The organism is Nocardia fodinahabitans, assembly GCF_052983615.1.
Genome location: NZ_JBRJJC010000001.1, coordinates 1,265,471 through 1,282,302, shown reverse-complemented (window position 1 = coordinate 1,282,302; position 16,832 = coordinate 1,265,471). Strand labels below are relative to the sequence as shown.

At 70.2% G+C, this 16,832-nt stretch carries 16 protein-coding genes; 11 read left to right on the top strand and 5 right to left on the bottom strand.

Features of this window, described 5'->3' with window-relative positions:
• Nucleotides 1-115: 115 nt before the first annotated feature.
• Entirely contained in the window at nucleotides 116-538 is a 423-nt protein-coding gene (locus NV348_RS06100) for an AMP-binding protein (protein ID WP_447146109.1), read from the bottom strand.
• Between the two features lie 185 nt (nucleotides 539-723).
• Complete coding sequence (locus NV348_RS06095) at nucleotides 724-1,527, bottom strand: VOC family protein (RefSeq protein ID WP_447146108.1); 804 nt, start codon at nucleotides 1,525-1,527, stop codon at nucleotides 724-726.
• Nucleotides 1,528-1,853: 326 nt separating this feature from the next.
• Between NV348_RS06095 and ctaD the strand changes: the two genes are divergently transcribed.
• The 9 genes from ctaD (at nucleotide 1,854) to NV348_RS06050 (ending at nucleotide 11,443) form a co-directional block, all read left to right on the top strand.
• Entirely contained in the window at nucleotides 1,854-3,596 is a 1,743-nt protein-coding gene (ctaD, locus tag NV348_RS06090) for an aa3-type cytochrome oxidase subunit I (RefSeq protein ID WP_447146107.1), read from the top strand.
• Between the two features lie 82 nt (nucleotides 3,597-3,678).
• Nucleotides 3,679-4,908, top strand: a complete 1,230-nt coding sequence (gene serB, locus NV348_RS06085) for a phosphoserine phosphatase SerB (protein ID WP_447150953.1) — start codon at nucleotides 3,679-3,681, stop codon at nucleotides 4,906-4,908.
• An 80-nt stretch (nucleotides 4,909-4,988) separates the two neighbouring features.
• A complete protein-coding gene (locus NV348_RS06080; protein ID WP_447146106.1) occupies nucleotides 4,989-5,411 on the top strand; it encodes a hypothetical protein in 423 nt (140 codons plus the stop codon).
• A gap of 139 nt (nucleotides 5,412-5,550) precedes the next feature.
• Entirely contained in the window at nucleotides 5,551-6,333 is a 783-nt protein-coding gene (locus tag NV348_RS06075; RefSeq protein ID WP_447146105.1) for a peptidyl-tRNA hydrolase, read from the top strand.
• Nucleotides 6,334-6,497: 164 nt separating this feature from the next.
• Nucleotides 6,498-7,331, top strand: coding sequence for an ABC transporter ATP-binding protein (locus NV348_RS06070; RefSeq protein ID WP_447150952.1), 834 nt, complete (start codon nucleotides 6,498-6,500; stop codon nucleotides 7,329-7,331).
• A gap of 179 nt (nucleotides 7,332-7,510) precedes the next feature.
• On the top strand, nucleotides 7,511-8,317 hold the full coding sequence (locus NV348_RS06065; RefSeq protein ID WP_447146104.1) for an NUDIX hydrolase: 807 nt from the start codon (nucleotides 7,511-7,513) through the stop codon (nucleotides 8,315-8,317).
• 9 nt (nucleotides 8,318-8,326) lie between these two features.
• On the top strand, nucleotides 8,327-9,103 hold the full coding sequence (locus tag NV348_RS06060) for an enoyl-CoA hydratase-related protein (RefSeq protein ID WP_447146103.1): 777 nt from the start codon (nucleotides 8,327-8,329) through the stop codon (nucleotides 9,101-9,103).
• Between the two features lie 183 nt (nucleotides 9,104-9,286).
• Nucleotides 9,287-10,264, top strand: a complete 978-nt coding sequence (locus NV348_RS06055; protein WP_447146102.1) for a class I SAM-dependent methyltransferase — start codon at nucleotides 9,287-9,289, stop codon at nucleotides 10,262-10,264.
• Nucleotides 10,265-11,443, top strand: a complete 1,179-nt coding sequence (locus NV348_RS06050; RefSeq protein WP_447146101.1) for a THUMP-like domain-containing protein — start codon at nucleotides 10,265-10,267, stop codon at nucleotides 11,441-11,443.
• On the opposite strand, the gene NV348_RS06045 is transcribed toward NV348_RS06050, so the two are convergent.
• Together NV348_RS06045 and NV348_RS06040 are read right to left on the bottom strand one after the other, a co-directional pair.
• On the bottom strand, nucleotides 11,440-11,979 hold the full coding sequence (locus NV348_RS06045) for a DUF1697 domain-containing protein (RefSeq protein ID WP_447146100.1): 540 nt from the start codon (nucleotides 11,977-11,979) through the stop codon (nucleotides 11,440-11,442). The two genes, NV348_RS06050 and NV348_RS06045, sit on opposite strands and share 4 nt — an antisense overlap.
• 71 nt (nucleotides 11,980-12,050) lie before the next feature.
• Nucleotides 12,051-12,797 carry an acyltransferase gene (locus NV348_RS06040; RefSeq protein WP_447146099.1) on the bottom strand — a complete coding sequence of 249 codons (747 nt, stop codon included), beginning with the start codon at nucleotides 12,795-12,797 and terminating at the stop codon, nucleotides 12,051-12,053.
• 134 nt (nucleotides 12,798-12,931) lie between these two features.
• On the opposite strand from NV348_RS06040, the gene NV348_RS06035 reads away from it, so the two are divergent.
• Complete coding sequence (locus NV348_RS06035) at nucleotides 12,932-14,224, top strand: outer membrane protein assembly factor BamB family protein (RefSeq protein WP_447146098.1); 1,293 nt, start codon at nucleotides 12,932-12,934, stop codon at nucleotides 14,222-14,224.
• Nucleotides 14,225-14,231: 7 nt separating this feature from the next.
• Here NV348_RS06035 and NV348_RS06030 read toward each other — a convergent pair whose 3' ends face one another.
• Complete coding sequence (locus tag NV348_RS06030; RefSeq protein WP_447146097.1) at nucleotides 14,232-15,236, bottom strand: polysaccharide deacetylase family protein; 1,005 nt, start codon at nucleotides 15,234-15,236, stop codon at nucleotides 14,232-14,234.
• 116 nt (nucleotides 15,237-15,352) lie between these two features.
• Here NV348_RS06030 and NV348_RS06025 point away from each other — a divergent pair, with 116 nt between their 5' ends.
• Nucleotides 15,353-16,690, top strand: coding sequence for a putative glycoside hydrolase (locus NV348_RS06025; RefSeq protein ID WP_447146096.1), 1,338 nt, complete (start codon nucleotides 15,353-15,355; stop codon nucleotides 16,688-16,690).
• The last annotated feature ends 142 nt before the right edge of the window (nucleotides 16,691-16,832 follow it).

Sequence of the window (16,832 nt, the reverse complement as noted above, 5' to 3'; positions counted from 1 at the left end):
TCGGTATTCACCATGTGTCCCCGACCGGCGGGCAAGTACCTGGTAGGTAGTACCCGCCGCTGCGTACTGCGCTCTCGATCCATTCTGGACCTGCGAGGACCAGACCGGAATGGGTTCAGGAGACAGCGCGCAGATCGGCCGTGGACAGCGGCGCGTCGGAGCTGACCAGATAGCGCCGCAGGGTCGAGCGATCGTCGAGGACCAGCCAGTCGACGACGTCGGTCAGTTCGGCCTTGCGGGCCCGGGTGGTGATGCCGGTGTAGGCGCCGAAGACGAACTCGTCGTCGGTGACGGAGACGGGGACGGCGCCGATCTTGCGCACCGCCGCCTCGGCGACGATCGCCTCGGTCGTGGCGTCGACCGCCAGCGCGATCCGGGTGCCCGCGGTGGCGCCGCGGCCGAGCAGCAGTCGCGCCAGCCGATTGGCCCAGCGATCCAGATCGGAATCGGCGAGGTGACCATCGGCGGCGACCTGGCCGGCCTGCTTGCGCGGCAGCTGGATGACATTGTCGGCGATCGCGGTGGTCATCGTGCTCATCGTGGTGTCCCCTTGACGCTGGTAGGAGGTGCTTTTCGGTACACCTCTACTGTCGTCGGCGGGCGGGGACTCCGACAGCAACCCCAGCGTTGGGGGGTGACCTCCCAGGGGGCGCGTTTCCCACCCCAAGGTGGTGCAACCCCGACGGCGGCGGCGCGACCGGGCCCGCCGCCGTCGCGGGCCGCTCAGCGCGCGTTGCCGCCGATGCTGAAGTGGGCGCCGGTGGGGTCGGTGAGACCGGCCAGGCGGCCGTAGGGGGTGTCCATCGGCTCGAAGACGACGGCGCCGCCGAGGGTCTTGGCCAATTCGGCGGTCTTGTCGACGTCGTCGGCGCCGAAGTAGGCCGTCCACGCGCCGGGGATGCCCTCGGGAAGGTGGCCGGTGGCGTCCATGACACCGCCGAGCATCGGCGAGGTCGCGTGGATGGTCGTGTAGCGGAACTCGGGGGAGTCGGCCACGGCGAAGGTGTCGCGCCAGCCGAAGACCTCGCGGTAGAAGGTCAGCGAGGGTTCGTAGGCGCGGGTCATCAGCTCGAACCAGGACGGGACGCCGTCGTGGTTGCTCCAGACACCGTCGGCGACATCGCCGATCGCCTCGAAACCGGGGAACTCGCCGGCCTGCCAGACGCCGACGCCGACACCGCCGACATCGGCCAGCACCGCCATCGTGCCGAGGTCACCGACCGCCATCGGCTCGACGAAGACGTTGCCGCCCGCGGCGCTCGCCTTTGCCGTGGTCGCCGCGGCGTCGCTGGAGGCCAGGTAGACGGTCCAGCGATCCGGGTACGGGTCACCGGCGTCGGGGGTCCGGCTCATCGCGCCCGCGACGGCTTTGCCGTCCTTGCGCAGGGTGGTGTAGCCGCCGAATTCCTCGCCGCCGCGTTCGGCGGTCCAGCCGAACAGCTCGCCGTAGAAGGCGATGGCACGGTCGAGATCGGCGGTGTAGAGATCGACCCAGGTGGGGTCACCGGGTTGCTGGGTACTGGACATGACGACTCCTCGGCTGCGGGGGACTGGCTCGACAGAGACGGTGGCGGGACGCGCCCACCGTCATCGATCATGACGCCGCGGCACCCGAAAAGTCATCGACGACAACCGTTGCACCCGCGCGACCTGCGGAGGAAGATCGAGAACGGCGCCGGGCCGACACACCGTCGGCCGTCTACGGCGCGCTGAATACGACACAGAGTAGGACCCGCGCGGAATGCTGCGGCAGCACGGTTTACGATTCACACCAACGCATGCTGACCGTCGTCTGCCTCTGACCGGAGGACGGAGGGCCTGCGAGTGACGTACAGGCATCTTCAGGAGGATCAGTGACTGCGGTAGAGCCCAGGCCAGTCCCTCAGTTGGAAGCGACTCGACCGTATCCTGCTCGGACCGGGCCCAAGGGCTCGTTCCTGTACAAGGCGGTCACCACCACCGACCCCAAGGTGCTCGGCACCATGTACCTGGTGACGGCGATCAGCTTCTTCCTGGTCGGCGGTCTCATGGCGCTGCTCATGCGCGCCGAGCTGGCGCGCCCGGGTCTGCAGTTCCTGTCGCCCGAGCAGTTCAACCAGCTGTTCACCATGCACGGCACGATCATGCTGCTGTTCTACGCGACGGCGATCGTGTTCGGCTTCGCCAACATCATCCTGCCGCTGCAGATCGGCGCCCCCGACGTCGCCTTCCCGCGACTGAACGCGTTCAGCTACTGGCTGTACCTGTTCGGCGGCACCATGGCGACCGCGGGCTTCGTGACCCCCGGTGGCGCGGCGGACTTCGGCTGGACGGCCTACGTGCCGCTGACCGACATCCTGCACTCGCCCGGTGTCGGCACCGACCTGTGGATCCTGGGTCTGGCCGTGTCCGGTCTGGGCACCATCCTCGGTGGCGTCAACATGCTCACCACCGTGGTCTGCCTGCGCGCGCCCGGTATGACCATGTTCCGCATGCCGATCTTCACCTGGAACATCGCGGTGACCTCGGTGCTGATCCTGCTGGCCTTCCCGCTGCTGACCGCGGCGCTGTTCGGTCTGGCCTACGACCGCCACCTGGGCGGCCACATCTACGACCCGGCCACCGGCGGCATCCTGCTCTACCAGCACCTGTTCTGGTTCTTCGGCCACCCCGAGGTCTACATCATCGCGCTGCCGTTCTTCGGCATCGTCTCCGAGATCTTCCCGGTCTTCAGCCGTAAGCCGATCTTCGGTTACACCACGCTGGTCTACGCGACGCTGGGCATCGCGGCGCTGTCGATCGCGGTGTGGGCGCACCACATGTACGCCACCGGCGCCGTGCTGCTGCCGTACTTCTCCTTCATGACCTTCCTCATCGCGGTTCCGACCGGTGTGAAGTTCTTCAACTGGATCGGCACCATGTGGCGCGGTCAGCTGACGTTCGAGTCACCGATGCTGTGGTCGATCGGCTTCATCGTGACGTTCCTCTTCGGTGGTCTGTCGGGTGTCATCCTGGCTTCGCCGCCGCTGGACTTCCACGTCACCGACACGTACTTCGTCGTCGCGCACTTCCACTACGTGCTCTTCGGCACCATCGTGTTCGCCACCTTCGCCGGTATCTACTTCTGGTTCCCGAAGATCACCGGCCGCATGATGGACGAGCGTCTGGCGAAGTGGCACTTCTGGACCACCTTCGTCGGCTTCCACACCACCTTCCTGGTGCAGCACTGGCTGGGCGCCGAGGGCATGCCGCGTCGCTACGCCGACTACCTGCCCAGCGACGGCTTCACCACGCTGAACACGATCTCCACCATCGGTGCCTTCATCCTGGGCTCGTCGATGCTGCCGTTCGTGTGGAACACCTTCAAGAGCTACCGCTACGGCGAGGTCGTCACGGTGGACGACCCGTGGGGCTACGGCAACTCCCTGGAGTGGGCCACCACCTGCCCGCCGCCGCGGCACAATTTCTACGAGCTGCCGCGCATCCGCTCGGAGCGTCCGGCGTTCGAGCTGCACTACCCGCACATGGTCGAGCGCATGAAGGCCGAGGCGCACGTGGGCTGGGGCTCGGGTAAGCACGCGACGCACGTCAGCGAAGGCGCGCTCGCCAAGAAGTAAGAAACACCGGAAGACCAGGGTGTGCACCTGCTGGGGTGACCAGCAGGTGCACACTCTTTTTGTGGGTAATCGAACGGAGCAGATCGACTTGGCCGACACCACAGTTCTCGTGACCGTCACCGGCCCGGACCGACCCGGCGTCACGTCCGTGCTGCTGGCGACGCTCTCCCGCCATCAGGTGAGCCTGCTGGACGTGGAACAGGTGGTCATCAGGGGCAGGCTCACCCTCGGTGTGCTGGTGTCGTGCCCCAACGACCCCGAGGCACTGCAGGACGAGCTCGAAGAGGCCATGAACACCGTCGGCATGCAGGTCGACGTGTCGGTCGACGCGCAGATCGGCAAGCCGCCGATGTCGACGCACGCCGTCGTCGTGCTCGGCGCGCCGGTCACCGCGCACGCCTTCAGCGCCATCTCGCGGCTGCTGGCCGGCCTCGGCGCCAATATCGACACCATCCGCGGCATCGCCGACTACCCGGTGACGGGCATGGAACTGATGGTCTCGGCCGTCGATTCCGGCGCCGACACCGACTCGCGACTGCGCACCGCGCTGGCCGACATCGCCGTCGCCGAACAGGTCGACATCGCGGTGGAACGGGCCGGGCTGGCCCGGCGCGCCAAGCGGCTCATCGTCTTCGACGTGGACTCCACGCTGATCCAGGGCGAGGTCATCGAGATGCTGGCCGCGCACGCCGGCGTCGAGGAGCAGGTCCGCGAGGTCACCGAGGCCGCGATGCGCGGCGAGCTCGACTTCGCCGAATCGCTGCGGCAGCGGGTGGCCACCCTCGAGGGTCTCGACGAATCGGTGATCGAGGAGGTCGCCGACCGGATCGAGCTCACCCCCGGCGCGCGCACCACCATCCGCACGCTGCGGCGGCTCGGTTTCCGCTGCGGTGTGGTCTCCGGAGGGTTCCGGCAGGTCATCGAGCCGCTCGCGCACGAGCTGGAACTGGATTTCGTGCAGGCCAACACGCTCGAGATCGTCGACGGCAAGCTCACCGGCCGGGTGATCGGCGAGATCGTCGACCGGGCGTTCAAGGCGACCGCGCTGCGCAAGTTCGCCGCCGAGGCGGGCGTGCCGATGGAGCAGACCGTCGCGGTCGGTGACGGCGCGAACGACATCGACATGCTCAACGCGGCCGGTCTGGGTGTGGCGTTCAACGCCAAGCCCGCGCTGCGCGAGGTGGCCGATACGGCGCTGTCGCATCCGTACCTGGACGCGGTGCTGTTCATCCTCGGTGTCACCCGCGACGAGGTCGAGGCGGCCGACGCCCGCGACGGCGGCGTGCGCCGGGTTCCGCTGCTCGGCCGGTAGTCCTGGCGCGTCGCGACCGGTGCATCCCGGTCGCGGCGCTAGCCTCCAGCGCAGGAGTCCTTCGGCGTTGGGAGAGTTCCATGCGGAAAATCCTGTTCGCGGCGTGCGCGGTGGCGATGGTGGTCACCGGGTGCGGTGACGACGACGACACCGGGGACCTCTCCTCGACGACGATCGACCTGCCGACGACGGCCCCGCAGTCCGCGGCCGGACCGGTGGAGGTCGACCAGATGTTCAGCGGGAGCACCGTCGCGCTCGGGCTCGGCCAGCAGTTGCTGGTCCGGCTGCCGCAGAACCCGGACGACACCGAGTCGTGGACGCCGGTGAACATCGAGCGGGGTGTGCTGGCGCCGGAGCACCCGCAGTCCGAGGGCACCAGCACGGTGTGGCCGTTCCGCGGGGTCGGGCCGGGGACCTCGACCATTCAGTTCGTCTACGGTCCGGCCAGTCAGCCCCCGATCGCGCCGGGGCCGGAGTTCATCCTGACCGTGCGGGTCGCCTAGCGCCCACGGCGGCACCGTGGTCGCCAGGTCAGGCGTACCTCCGCACTCGCTCCGGCCGCGCGCGGGTCATCGGACGGCTCCGCCGGTAGCGCCGATTAGGCTTGGCCGCAGTGGCGTCGATCGGATCGGGTGTTGTGGCATGGGTAGCGGGGAACTGAGCAGCGTGGAGATCGAGGCGGCGGCGCGCGACGACGCGGCCGAATTCGCGCTCCGGCACGCCGAATTGGCGCGGGGCTACGGCGGCAACGGCGATCCCGACGACCCGGCCATGGTCCAGGCGATGCAGATGGTCCTGCACATCCCCAAGGCCGATCCGCCCGCGCGTAGCGCACTGCTGGAAGCCGCCGCGGCCGCGGCGGTGGCCGTGTGCCTGGACCCGCGGTCCGGGCCGGGCGGGGAGTGGGAGCCGCGCTATCTGGCGTGGAAGCGCTCCAGGATCAGGAAGGTGGCCCGGCGGGCGCGCGGAGCGCAGTGGGTCGCGGCAGGCGAGGTCGACGGGGTGACCGTCGACGTCGACGGCGCGCAAGCCCGCGCGTTCGTCCCGGGCCCGGTGGGCGCGATCGATCAGCGGATCCGCAAACTGCAGATCGGCGGAACCGACCTGGAGCACGACGAGCCCGGCCCACCGGACCCCGAACTGCCGGTGCTGTGGGTGAACGCGGCGCTGGAGATGTCGGTCGGCAAGGCCGCCGCCCAGGTCGGCCACGCCGGCATGCTCCTGGCCGGCGCCCTCCCGGTCGCCGCCGCCGCGGCCTGGGCGCAGCGCGACTTCCGGTGCGCGGTCCGCGACGCCGACGCACCCCGGTGGGCCACGCTGGTAGCCGACGTAGCCGCCGGGCGCGCCGTCGCCGTCCGCGACGCCGGCTTCACCGAGGTGGCCCCCGGCTCGATGACCGTGATCGCGGTCCCCGCCCAGCCCTGATCCACCGCGTTACGCGTGAACCGAATTCGTCGATCAGCTGACGGGTTTCGCGACCCGCCGCCCGGATGCGTGGGGACGGCGGTGGGCGCCGCGATTCGGTATCGACCAGGGACGACGAATCCCACACGGGCCGGTCGTTCCGCTGAGGGCCCGTGTGGTCCAAGATGGAGCGCGTGTCGCAACCCGATCCCGATCTGCTCATCGACTTCTCCGACGTGACCATCCGCCGCTCGGGCCGAACGCTCGTCGGTCCGGTCACCTGGCAGGTCGAGCTCGACGAACGCTGGGTGGTGCTCGGCCCCAACGGAGCCGGCAAGACCTCGCTGCTGAGAATGGCCGCCGCCGAGATCCATCCGACCTCCGGTGACGCGAACCTGTTGGGGGAGACCCTCGGTCGCGTCGACGTCACCGAGCTGCGGCCGCGCATCGGGTTGTCCTCGGCGGCGGTGGCCAGCCGCATACCGGTCGACGAGAAGGTCAGCGACCTGGTGGTGTCGGCCGGGTACGCGGTGCTGGGCCGGTGGCGCGAACGCTACGACGACATCGACACCGAGCGCGCCGTCGACATGCTGGAAACCCTGGGCGCCGAACATCTTTCCGACCGCACCTACGGCACCCTGTCCGAGGGCGAGCGCAAGCGGGTGCTGATCGCCCGCGCCCTGATGACCGACCCGGAACTGCTGCTGCTCGACGAACCGGCCGCGGGCCTGGACCTGGGTGGGCGCGAGGAACTCGTGGAGCGGTTGGGCAATCTGGCCGCCGATCCCGACGCGCCCGCGATGGTCCTGGTGACCCACCACGTGGAGGAGATCCCGCCGGGCTTCACCCATGCCCTGCTGCTCAAGGAGGGCGAGGTGGTCGGGCAGGGGCTGCTCGAGGACGTGCTCACCGCCGCGAACCTCAGCGCCGCGTTCAGCCAGTCCATCGCGCTGGACCGGGTCGACGGGCGCTGGTTCGCCCGCCGGGCCCGGCGCGCGGGGCAGCACCGCCGCGCCTGAGGTCCACTCAGCGGGAACCATCGTGTCGCGCCGCTGAACTGTTTCCCTGGCGAACCAAGCGAGCGTTAGGGTGCAGACAGGCCGATGCGACGGCCGCGGTGGCACGCGAGCGGCTCCGATGAGCCCGCCCGATCCACGGTGGCCGCCGGACCGTCGGCCACGTGGTGGAAAGGAACGGTATGAGTGAGTCCGGGGTAGCCGCGCGCGACGCGTCGACGGTGATGCTGGTGCGCGACGGCGATACGGGCATCGAGGTGTTCCTGCAGCGCCGCGTCAGCGGGATGGCCTTCGCGGGCGGTATGACAGTGTTCCCCGGCGGTGGCGTCGACGCCGCCGACGGCACCGCCGACATCGCCTGGGCCGGACCCGCACCGGCGTGGTGGGCCGAGCGTTTCGCGACGTCCGAGCAGAGCGCGCAGGCACTGGTCGCGGCCGCGGTCCGGGAGACCTTCGAGGAATGCGGCGTCCTGCTGGCCGGGCCGACCGCCGACACCGTCGTCGACGACTCCGCGGTCTACCGCGAGGCCCGCGGCAAGCTCGAGCGCCGGGAGCTGTCGCTGGCGGACTTCCTCGCCGCCGAGGGTCTGGTGCTGCGCGCCGATCTGCTGCGCCCGTGGTCGAACTGGATCACCCCCGAAGCCGAACCGCGCCGCTACGACACCCGGTTCTTCGTCGCCGTGCTACCGCAGGGCCAGATCGCCGACGGCGCCACCTCCGAGGCCGCCCAGGTCGTCTGGGCGACCCCGAGCGACGCCCTGGCGAGCTGGCGAGCGGGCGAACACGTCCTGCTGCCGCCGACGTGGTCGCAGCTCGACGGCCTGCGCGGTTTCGCCGATACCGCGGCCGTGCTGGCCGCCGAGCGGGCGATCACCCCGATCATGCCGCACTACACGCCCAATCCCGGAGGCCCGCCGCTGACCGACTTCCCGGACAACGGCCGGTATTTCGCGGAGCTGCCGCAGCTGGGTGCACTGGGCGGCCGGTAGGTTGGCCGCATGGCCGAATTCGTCACCCTCGAGCTGCCCGCCGACCCGTCCGCTCGCGGCGTCGCGCTGCTGCGCATCGATCGTCCGCCGCTGAACCTGGTCGATGCCCAGCTGGCCCGTGAGGTCGCCGCGGCGGCCGAGACGGTGGCCCAACACCCCGGCGTGGCCGCGCTCATCGTCTACGGCGACGAGCGGGTCTTCAGCGCGGGCGACGAGATGACCGAGCTCGCCGAGCTCGACGCCGGGCAGGCCGCCGCGATGGCGGCGGATCTGCAGGCGGCGCTCGGCTGCCTCACCAAGGTGCCGCAGCCGACTGTCGCCGCGATCACCGGCTACTGCCTCGGCGCCGGCCTCGAGCTCGCGCTGGGCGCCGACCACCGGATCATCGGCGACAACGTCAAGCTCGGCCTGCCGCAGATCAAGGCCGGGCTGATCCCGCTCGCCGGCATCCGCAAGCTGTCGCTGCTGATCGGCGCGAGCCGCGCCAAGGACCTCGTCTACACCGGTCGTTTCGTCGACGCCGAGGAAGCCGCGAAGCTCGGTCTGGTCGACGAGGTCGTCGCGCCCGACCATGTGCTCGACGCCGCGCGCCGTTGGGCCGAGCAGTTCGTCACGGCCGCGCCGCGGGCACTGGCCGCCGCCAAGGCCGTCTTCGAAGCGGGCCCGCACGGGCATTCCGCCGCCGTCACCGAGTGGTCGGCGTTGTTCGACACCGACGACGCGCGCACCGGCACCGGGACCTTCGCCGCCGACGGACCGAACAGCGCGACCTTCACCGGACGGTAGCAACTCGCCCGGAACCATCGTTAACTTCGCGATCGGTGATCTCGCGAGCACCTGGGTAACTCCCCAGCCACCTCCTACCGACATGGTGAGAACCGCATGCCCGGCGCCCGAAGCACCGTGCGCACAGCCCCGGCCGAGTACCCGGAGCGGCGGGCCGCGGGTCTCCTATTACTCTTGGCGGTTATGACGGTTCACCCCGATGACCCGGCGCCGAACCCGCACGCCACCGAGGCCGAGGTCGAAGCAGCGCTGAAGGACACCAAGCTCGCCCAGGTCCTGTATCACGACTGGGAAGCGGAGACGTACGACGACAAGTGGTCGATCTCCTATGACGAACGCTGTATCGCGTATGCCCGCGGCCGGTTCGACCTCGCGGTCGGCCCCGCCCCGCTGCCCTATGAACGGGCGCTCGAGCTCGGCTGCGGCACGGGGTTCTTCCTGCTGAACCTGATGCAGGGCGGCATCGCGAAGAAGGGTTCGGTCACCGACCTCTCGCCCGGCATGGTGAAGGTCGCGCTGCGCAACGCCGAGCACCTGGGCCTGGATGTCGACGGCCGCGTCGCCGACGCCGAGACCATCCCGTACGACGACGACACCTTCGACCTGGTCTGCGGCCACGCCGTGCTGCACCACATCCCGGACGTGGAGCTGGCCCTGAAGGAGTGCCTGCGCGTGCTCAAGCCGGGCGGCCGTTTCGTCTTCGCCGGTGAGCCGACCACCATCGGCAACCTCTACGCACGCAGGCTCGGCCAGGCCACCTGGAAGGTGACCACCGAGGTCACCAAGCTGCCGTTCCTGTCCGGCTGGCGTCGTCCGCAGACCGAGCTGGACGAGTCCTCCCGCGCCGCCGCGCTCGAGGCCGTCGTCGACCTGCACACCTTCGACCCGAGCGATCTCGAGAAGATGGCGAAGTCGGCCGGTGCCGTCGACGTGAAGGCCACCACCGAGGAGTTCGCCGCCGCGCTCTGGGGCTGGCCGGTGCGCACCTTCGAGGCCGCCGTGCCCGACGAGAAGCTGACCGTGACCTACCGCATGGCGCAGTACCGCGCCTGGCTGGGCCTGAGCTGGCTCGACGAGAACGTGCTGCGCAAGGTCGTCCCGCGCCAGTTCTTCTACAACGCGATGATCACCGGCGTGAAGCCGGGCGCGGCCGGGAAGTAAGTGGGTTACCGCTTCGGCCGCGACGATGTCGCCTTCCTGGGCAGCGCGGCGGGATCCGCCGCGCTCGCCGAGGTCGACCGGCTGGAGCTGACCCCGGCGACGCACCTGCGCGATATCGAGCGGGTGCGTCGCTCGTATCCGGACCGGACCGCCGCGCTGATCGAGACGGTGCGGTTGCGGCGCAAGGCCGCGGTGAAGCTGCCCGGGGCCGCCGACTGGCTGTTCACCGACGACGCGTTGCAGCAGGCGACGCCCGCGCTGGTCGCCCGGCACCGGGCGGCCCGGCTGGCCGGCCGGGCCGTGCACGACGTCACCTGTTCGATCGGGGCGGAACTGGCCGAGTTGTCGGCCGTGTGCCCGGCGGTGATCGGCAGCGATCTCGACGAGGTGCGGCTGGCGATGGCCGCCCACAATCTGTCGACGCGGGGGCGAAACATCGTGCTGGCGAGGGCTGATGCCCTCACCCCGACGTCGCGGGACACCGTGATCATCGCCGATCCGGCCCGCCGCGCGGACGGCCGCCGTACTTACGACCCCGCGAAACTCCAGCCCCCACTACCCGATCTGCTGGCCGCGTACGCGGGCCGCGACATCGCGGTGAAGTCCGCGCCCGGCCTGGACTTCGACCGGCTCGGCTGGGCGGGCGAGGTGGAGATCGTGTCCCTGGACGGCGCGGTCCGCGAAGCCTGTCTGTGGTCGCCCGGGCTGACCGAACCCGGCGTCACCCGTCGCGCCACCGTCCTCGATTCCCGGGGCAGCGCGACCACACTCACCGACACCGACCCCGACGACATCCCCGAGCGCGCGCCGGGCGAGTGGATCGTCGACCCCGACGGCGCGATCGTGCGGGCGGGCCTGGTCCGCCACTACGCCGCGAAACACGGCCTCTGGCAGCTCGATCCGCAGATCGCCTACCTCACCGGCGACACGGTCCCGGCGGGCATGCGCGGCTTCCGCATCGACGATCGCTTCGAACTGCGCGAGAAGACGCTGCGCCAGGAACTGTCGCGGCGCGACTGCGGGTCGCTCGAGATCCTGGTCCGCGGCATCGATATCGACCCCGACGCCCTGCGCAGGAAGCTGAAACTGCGCGGTTCGGTCCCGTACACCCTGGTCGTCACCCGCATCGGCCGGGCGGGCGTCGTCTTCCTCTGCACCGCGGTCGCCGCGACGCGCTAGCCCTCGATCTTCTTCACCACCCGCTGCACCGTGAGCCAGGTGCGGGTGGTGATGTCCTTGCCGTAGGTCTTCTCCAGGCGGGCCATGAAGTCGGGCGTCGCGCCGGTGCTGTTGTCGATGACGGTGAGGAACGCGCGGGCGTCGCGGTCGTAGCCGATGACGCGGGTCAGCGGATCGTCGTCGAACGAGGACAGCTCGGCCTCGCGCATCTCGTGCTTGAAGAAGGTGACTGTCAGATACGAGCCGCGCTCGTGCGGGAGCCCGTCGAACGGGTCGCGATCGAGCAGCTCGCGCAGCACGCGGTGACTGCGGATGATCGTTCCGCCGGGAATGCCGAGCTCGGCCGCCAGCGCCTCCTGGACGCGGTCCTCGAGGTCGGCCGGGTCGTCGCCGGTGCGGAACACCAGATTGCCGCTCGTGAGTACCGAGGCGACCTTGTCGAACCCGAGCCCTTCGAGCACCCCGCGCAACTTCTCGTTGCGCATGTTCGGGTTGGTCGGCATGATCCCCCGCAGCAGTGCCGCATAGCTCTCCACGGACCCGACCGTACCGACCGCCACCGACACACACCATCGCAGCGCGCCGCCCGGCGCGCTGCGACGACGGGTTACGCCTGGGCGGCGGCGTTCTTCTTGCGCTCGATATCGGCCAGCGCGGCCAGGTAGGCCTCGCGCTCCTCGGCGCTCGCGTCCCAGGCGACCTTGCGGTTCTTGACCACCTTGGCCGGCGCGCCGACGGCGATGCTGAAGTCCGGGACGTCACCGCGGACCACCGCGTGCGCGCCGAGCACACAGCCACGGCCGACGCGGGTGTCGCGCAGCACGGTCACCTTCGCCGCGATCCAGGTGTCGGGGCCGATCCGCACCGGGCTCTTGACGATGCCCTGGTCCTTGATGGGCAGGGTGATGTCGTCCATCTTGTGGTCGAAGTCGCAGATGTAGCACCAGTCGGCGACCAGCGTCGACTCGCCGATCTCGATGTCGAGGTAGGTGTTGACGACGTTGTCCTTGCCGAACACCACCTTGTCGCCGATGCGCAGCGAACCCTCGTGGCACCGGATGGCGTTGCCGTCACCGATGTGCACCCAGCGGCCGATCTCCATGCGGGCGAATTCCGGCGTCGCGTGGATCTCCACATTGCGGCCGAGGAACACCATCCCGCGCAGCACGATGTGCGGGTTGGTCAGCCGGAACTTGGCCAGCCGGTAGTAGCGCACCAGGTACCACGGGGTGTAAGCGCGGTTGGCGAGTACCCAGCGCAGCGAGTCCTTGGTCAGGAACCGCGCCTGCTGCGGATCGCGGCGGCGGGAACCACGCCAGCGCGCGCTCAGCGGCGCGCCCCACATGCTCGTCACGAAGTACTCTCCCGTCGTGATCGCACCGGGCCAGCCCCGGGGATTCGGTCGTCGGTTACACAGAGTACTTTCGGAGCGCACGCCTACCGTGCGATACCCCGATCATCGGCTCGATTACACAGGGAGATCAGCAGGTGCGAACTCGGACTCGTGTCGCGGCCTCGCTCGCTGCCGCCGGTGTGGTGGCGCTGGCAGGATGCGGCACCGATGTGGACGACATCACCGTCGGCGGCGGAAAGGGCTGGCCCGCAGCTCATCACGACGGCCGCAACGGCGGGGCGAGCCCGGTGACGGGCGCGGAGGCGATGACGCTGAGCTGGTCACGTCCGGTGGGCGGTCCGATCGCCCAGCCGTTGACGATCGGCTCCGAGGGTCAGATGTTCGTCACCTCGAGCACCGGCAACTGCGCGATCTTCTCCTTCCAGATGCGCACCGGCCGCAAGCGCTTCTGCAACCCGCTCGGCCCGTCGACGATCGAGGCGCCGACCGTGGTCGACGGCGTCAGCAATGTCTACGTCGGTGACGACGGCGCGGTGAACTCCTTCAACTACCTCGGTCAGCCCCGCTGGCGCACGCCGGTGGCCGGTGTCCCGGTGGCGATCCAGTTCACCGGTGACGGCCGGGTGCTGACGGTGACCCAGTCCGGCCAGGTCGACATCCTGAGCCGCCAGACCGGCGGCCGCGAGGTGCCGACGCTGCAGCTGCTCGGCGAGCCCGACTTCCTGCAACTGCCCGGCCTGACCCGCCCGGCCTCCGGCGACGGCCTGAGCGATTGCCAGACCGGCGGCCCGCGCTGCGCGGTCGCCAACACCACCGCAGTCGACCCCGATTCGGGCCGGTTCTTCGTCACCGTGTGGGAGCCGGGCAAGTCGGTGGCCTCGCTGCGGTCGATGCGCTACGCCGACGGCAAGGTCGTCCAGGAGTGGAGCGCCGACATGCTCACCGGTGGCAGCGCCACCAGCCCCACCCTCTCCGGCGACGGCGCCACCGTCTACGTCGGCGACAACAGCGGCCGCCTGATCGCCGTGAACGCCGAGGACGGCAGCACCCGCTGGACCCACGCGCTCGGCTGGACGCCCAGCGGCGGCATCTCCGTCGTGGACGACCTGATCATCCCCGCCGGCGACGACGGTTACCTGATGGCCGTGCACGACCGGGGCGAGCGCGCCGAGCCGGCCTGGGAACGCAAGGACCTCGCCCTGCGCGGCACCCCCGCCGGAACCGCGGGTGGCGTCGGCTATACCGTCGCCGCCATCGGCGCGGGGCTGAGCCTGATCACCTTCGACACCGCCACCGGCAACACCATCGACTCCGATGCGCTGCCCGGCGCCACCGGCACCACCACCGGCACCTCCGTCGGACCGGAGGGCGAGGTCGTCGTCGCCACCCGCGTCGGCGAGATCTTCACCTTCACCCCCGACGTCTGACCAGACGTCAGTACGGGTTGATCCGGTCGGCCCAGCGCGCGCCGGCCTCCGCCGCGAGGTGGCGGGGGAAGGAGATGCGGGCCGGGTCGCCGTCGGCGGTGTAGCGCTGCTCCGGGTGGGCGGCCAGCCAGTCCAGCCAGTAGCCCGAATCGAACGGGACCGCGCCCCGGCCGGATCGGATGCGCGGCACGCCGCCGGGGTCGATCGCGCCGTACGGTGCGGGGGCGGGGTTCGAACCGACCAGCATGACGGCGTCGAAGCGGTAGCCGGTCCCGTCCCAGCTGCCCGCGGCGGCCAGCGCGTGATCGCGCGGAGAGATGCCCAGCGGTAGGGCCATGGTGCGCACGGTGACTCCCGGCGCGGCCGCGCGTACCGCGCGCACGTTCTGCGCCAGTTGGCGTTGCACACCGTCGGCGTCGAGGTTCGCGAGATTCGCGTGATCGGCGGTGTGCGCGCCGATCTCGTGGCCGTTGGCCGCCAGCCACGGCAGCGCCCGTGGGTCGGCGCCGAACGGCTCGTTGTTGACGTAGAAGGTGGCGACCGGCCGGAAATCCGGGTAGCGGGCGCCGAATTCGGTGAGGATGCCCGCGGCGCTGTCGGGAGCCACGGCGCCGCTGTCGGTGAACGCGATCTGGCTGCCGGTGGAATCGTCGAAGGTGAGCACGACCGGGTGGGTGCCGGCGGGCAGGTCGAGGTCGCCGGCGACGTACTGCGCCGCCGTCACCGGGCGGTAGCCCTCGCGATACAGCCGTTCCAGCTCGTCCCGGAACTCCGCGGGGGTCTGGTCGTATTCCCCGGCCGGGTTCGGGGTGATCTGGTGGTACATCAGCACCGGGACGAATCCCAGTTCGTTGGCGGCGATCTCGGCCGGATTCGGCGGTGCGGGTTTCGCCGCGGTCGTGGGTGGCGGAGCGGCGGGAGCCGGTGCTTCCGGTGTCGCGCAGGCGGTGAGCGCCGCGATCAGCAGGAGCGCAGGCGCTAGTCGAAGGACAACATTCGAACCGCCGGTCATCGCGGCGATATTACGCGGCGGCCGAGGTTTTCCCTCGATCTTGCGATAACCCGCAGACAGCCCGTGCGACTGCGCCATAGTGGCCTGGCGAACGGTAGTGGAAGTTGGTGCGGGCGTTGGGATTGCGGATCCAGTCGGGCGATCGGCGGCGGTGGGCGACGATCGCCTCGGGTGCTGTCCTCGCGGTGGTCATCGTGGCTCTGGTGGCGGGATTCGCGCTGAGCAGGTCCGATTCGGAGCCGTCGGCCGATACCGTGCCACCGGTCCTCGAGGTGGCACCACCCGAGCTCGCGCGGTCCTATCGCGCGCCGGTCGTGGTGCGCGGCAAGGCCATCGATGCCGTGCGCGTGTCGATCGGCACCGACACGGTGACACCCGCCGCGGACGGCTCGTTCGAGATCTCGGTGCCGTGGGCGCCCGCCGTCGAGGTCGTCGCGGTGGACGCCGCCGGTAATCGGAGCAGCGGCATCGCTGTCACGGCGGTCGCGCTGCCGCGCATGCGGGCGGTGCATGTCACCGCGCATGCCTGGTCGCACGAGGGGTTGCGCGAGGCCGTCCTCGACCTCGCTCGCGAAGGCCGCATCGATACCGTGCAGCTCGATATCAAGGACGAGGACGGCGTCGTCGGCTACGACTCCCAGGTCCCGCTGGCCCGCGAATCCGGTGCCGTCGCCGCCATCTACGATGCGCCGTCGGCCCTGCGGCAGCTGCACGAGCTGGGCCTGCAGGTGGTCGGGCGCATCGTCGCCTTCCGCGATCCGACGGTGGCGGCGTGGGCCTGGCACAACGACAGACCCGACTGGGTGATCCAGAACCAGTCCGGGCAGCCCTATTCCAGCCACTACGGCCCGATCGCCTTCACCAATGTCGCTCATCCCGACATCCGCCGCTACACCATCGATCTGGCGGTGGAAGCCGCCCAGCTCGGCTTCGACGGCATCATGTACGACTACGTCCGCCGCCCCGACGGCAGCCTGACCAGCATGCGTTTCGCCGGACTCACCGGTACCCCCACCGACGCGGTCGCCGGATTCCTCGCCGAGAGCCGCTACCCGGTCCACCTCGCCGGCGCCCACCTGAGCGCCGCGGTCTACGGCATCGCCGCCACCCGCCCCGACGAGATCGCCCAGGACATCCCCCGCATGGCCCGCAGCGTCGACTTCGTCGCCCCCATGCTCTACCCCTCACACTGGAACTCCGGCGAATACGGCGTAGCCAACCCCAACGCCCAGCCCTACGACATCATCGCCCGTTCCCTCCACGACTTCCAGACGAGCACCGCGGGCACCGGCGCGACAGTCATCCCCTGGCTCCAGGACTTCAGCCTCGGCGTCCCCTACGGCGACGCCGAACTCCGAGCCCAGATCGACGCCACCCACGACACCGGCATCAACAGCTTCTTCCTCTGGAACGCCGCCACCCGCTACCACACCAACGGCATCCCCCCAGCCTGAGAACGCCGCCTGCTCAGACATGGGTCGGCTCCTTCGTCGTGGTGGTCGGCCACCAGCGACGGTAGAGCCGGGTCGCGACCCCGGCGTCATGCGTTGTGGGTGAACTCGAACTCGGCGCGCGACCCGGGAACGGCCGCGCGAC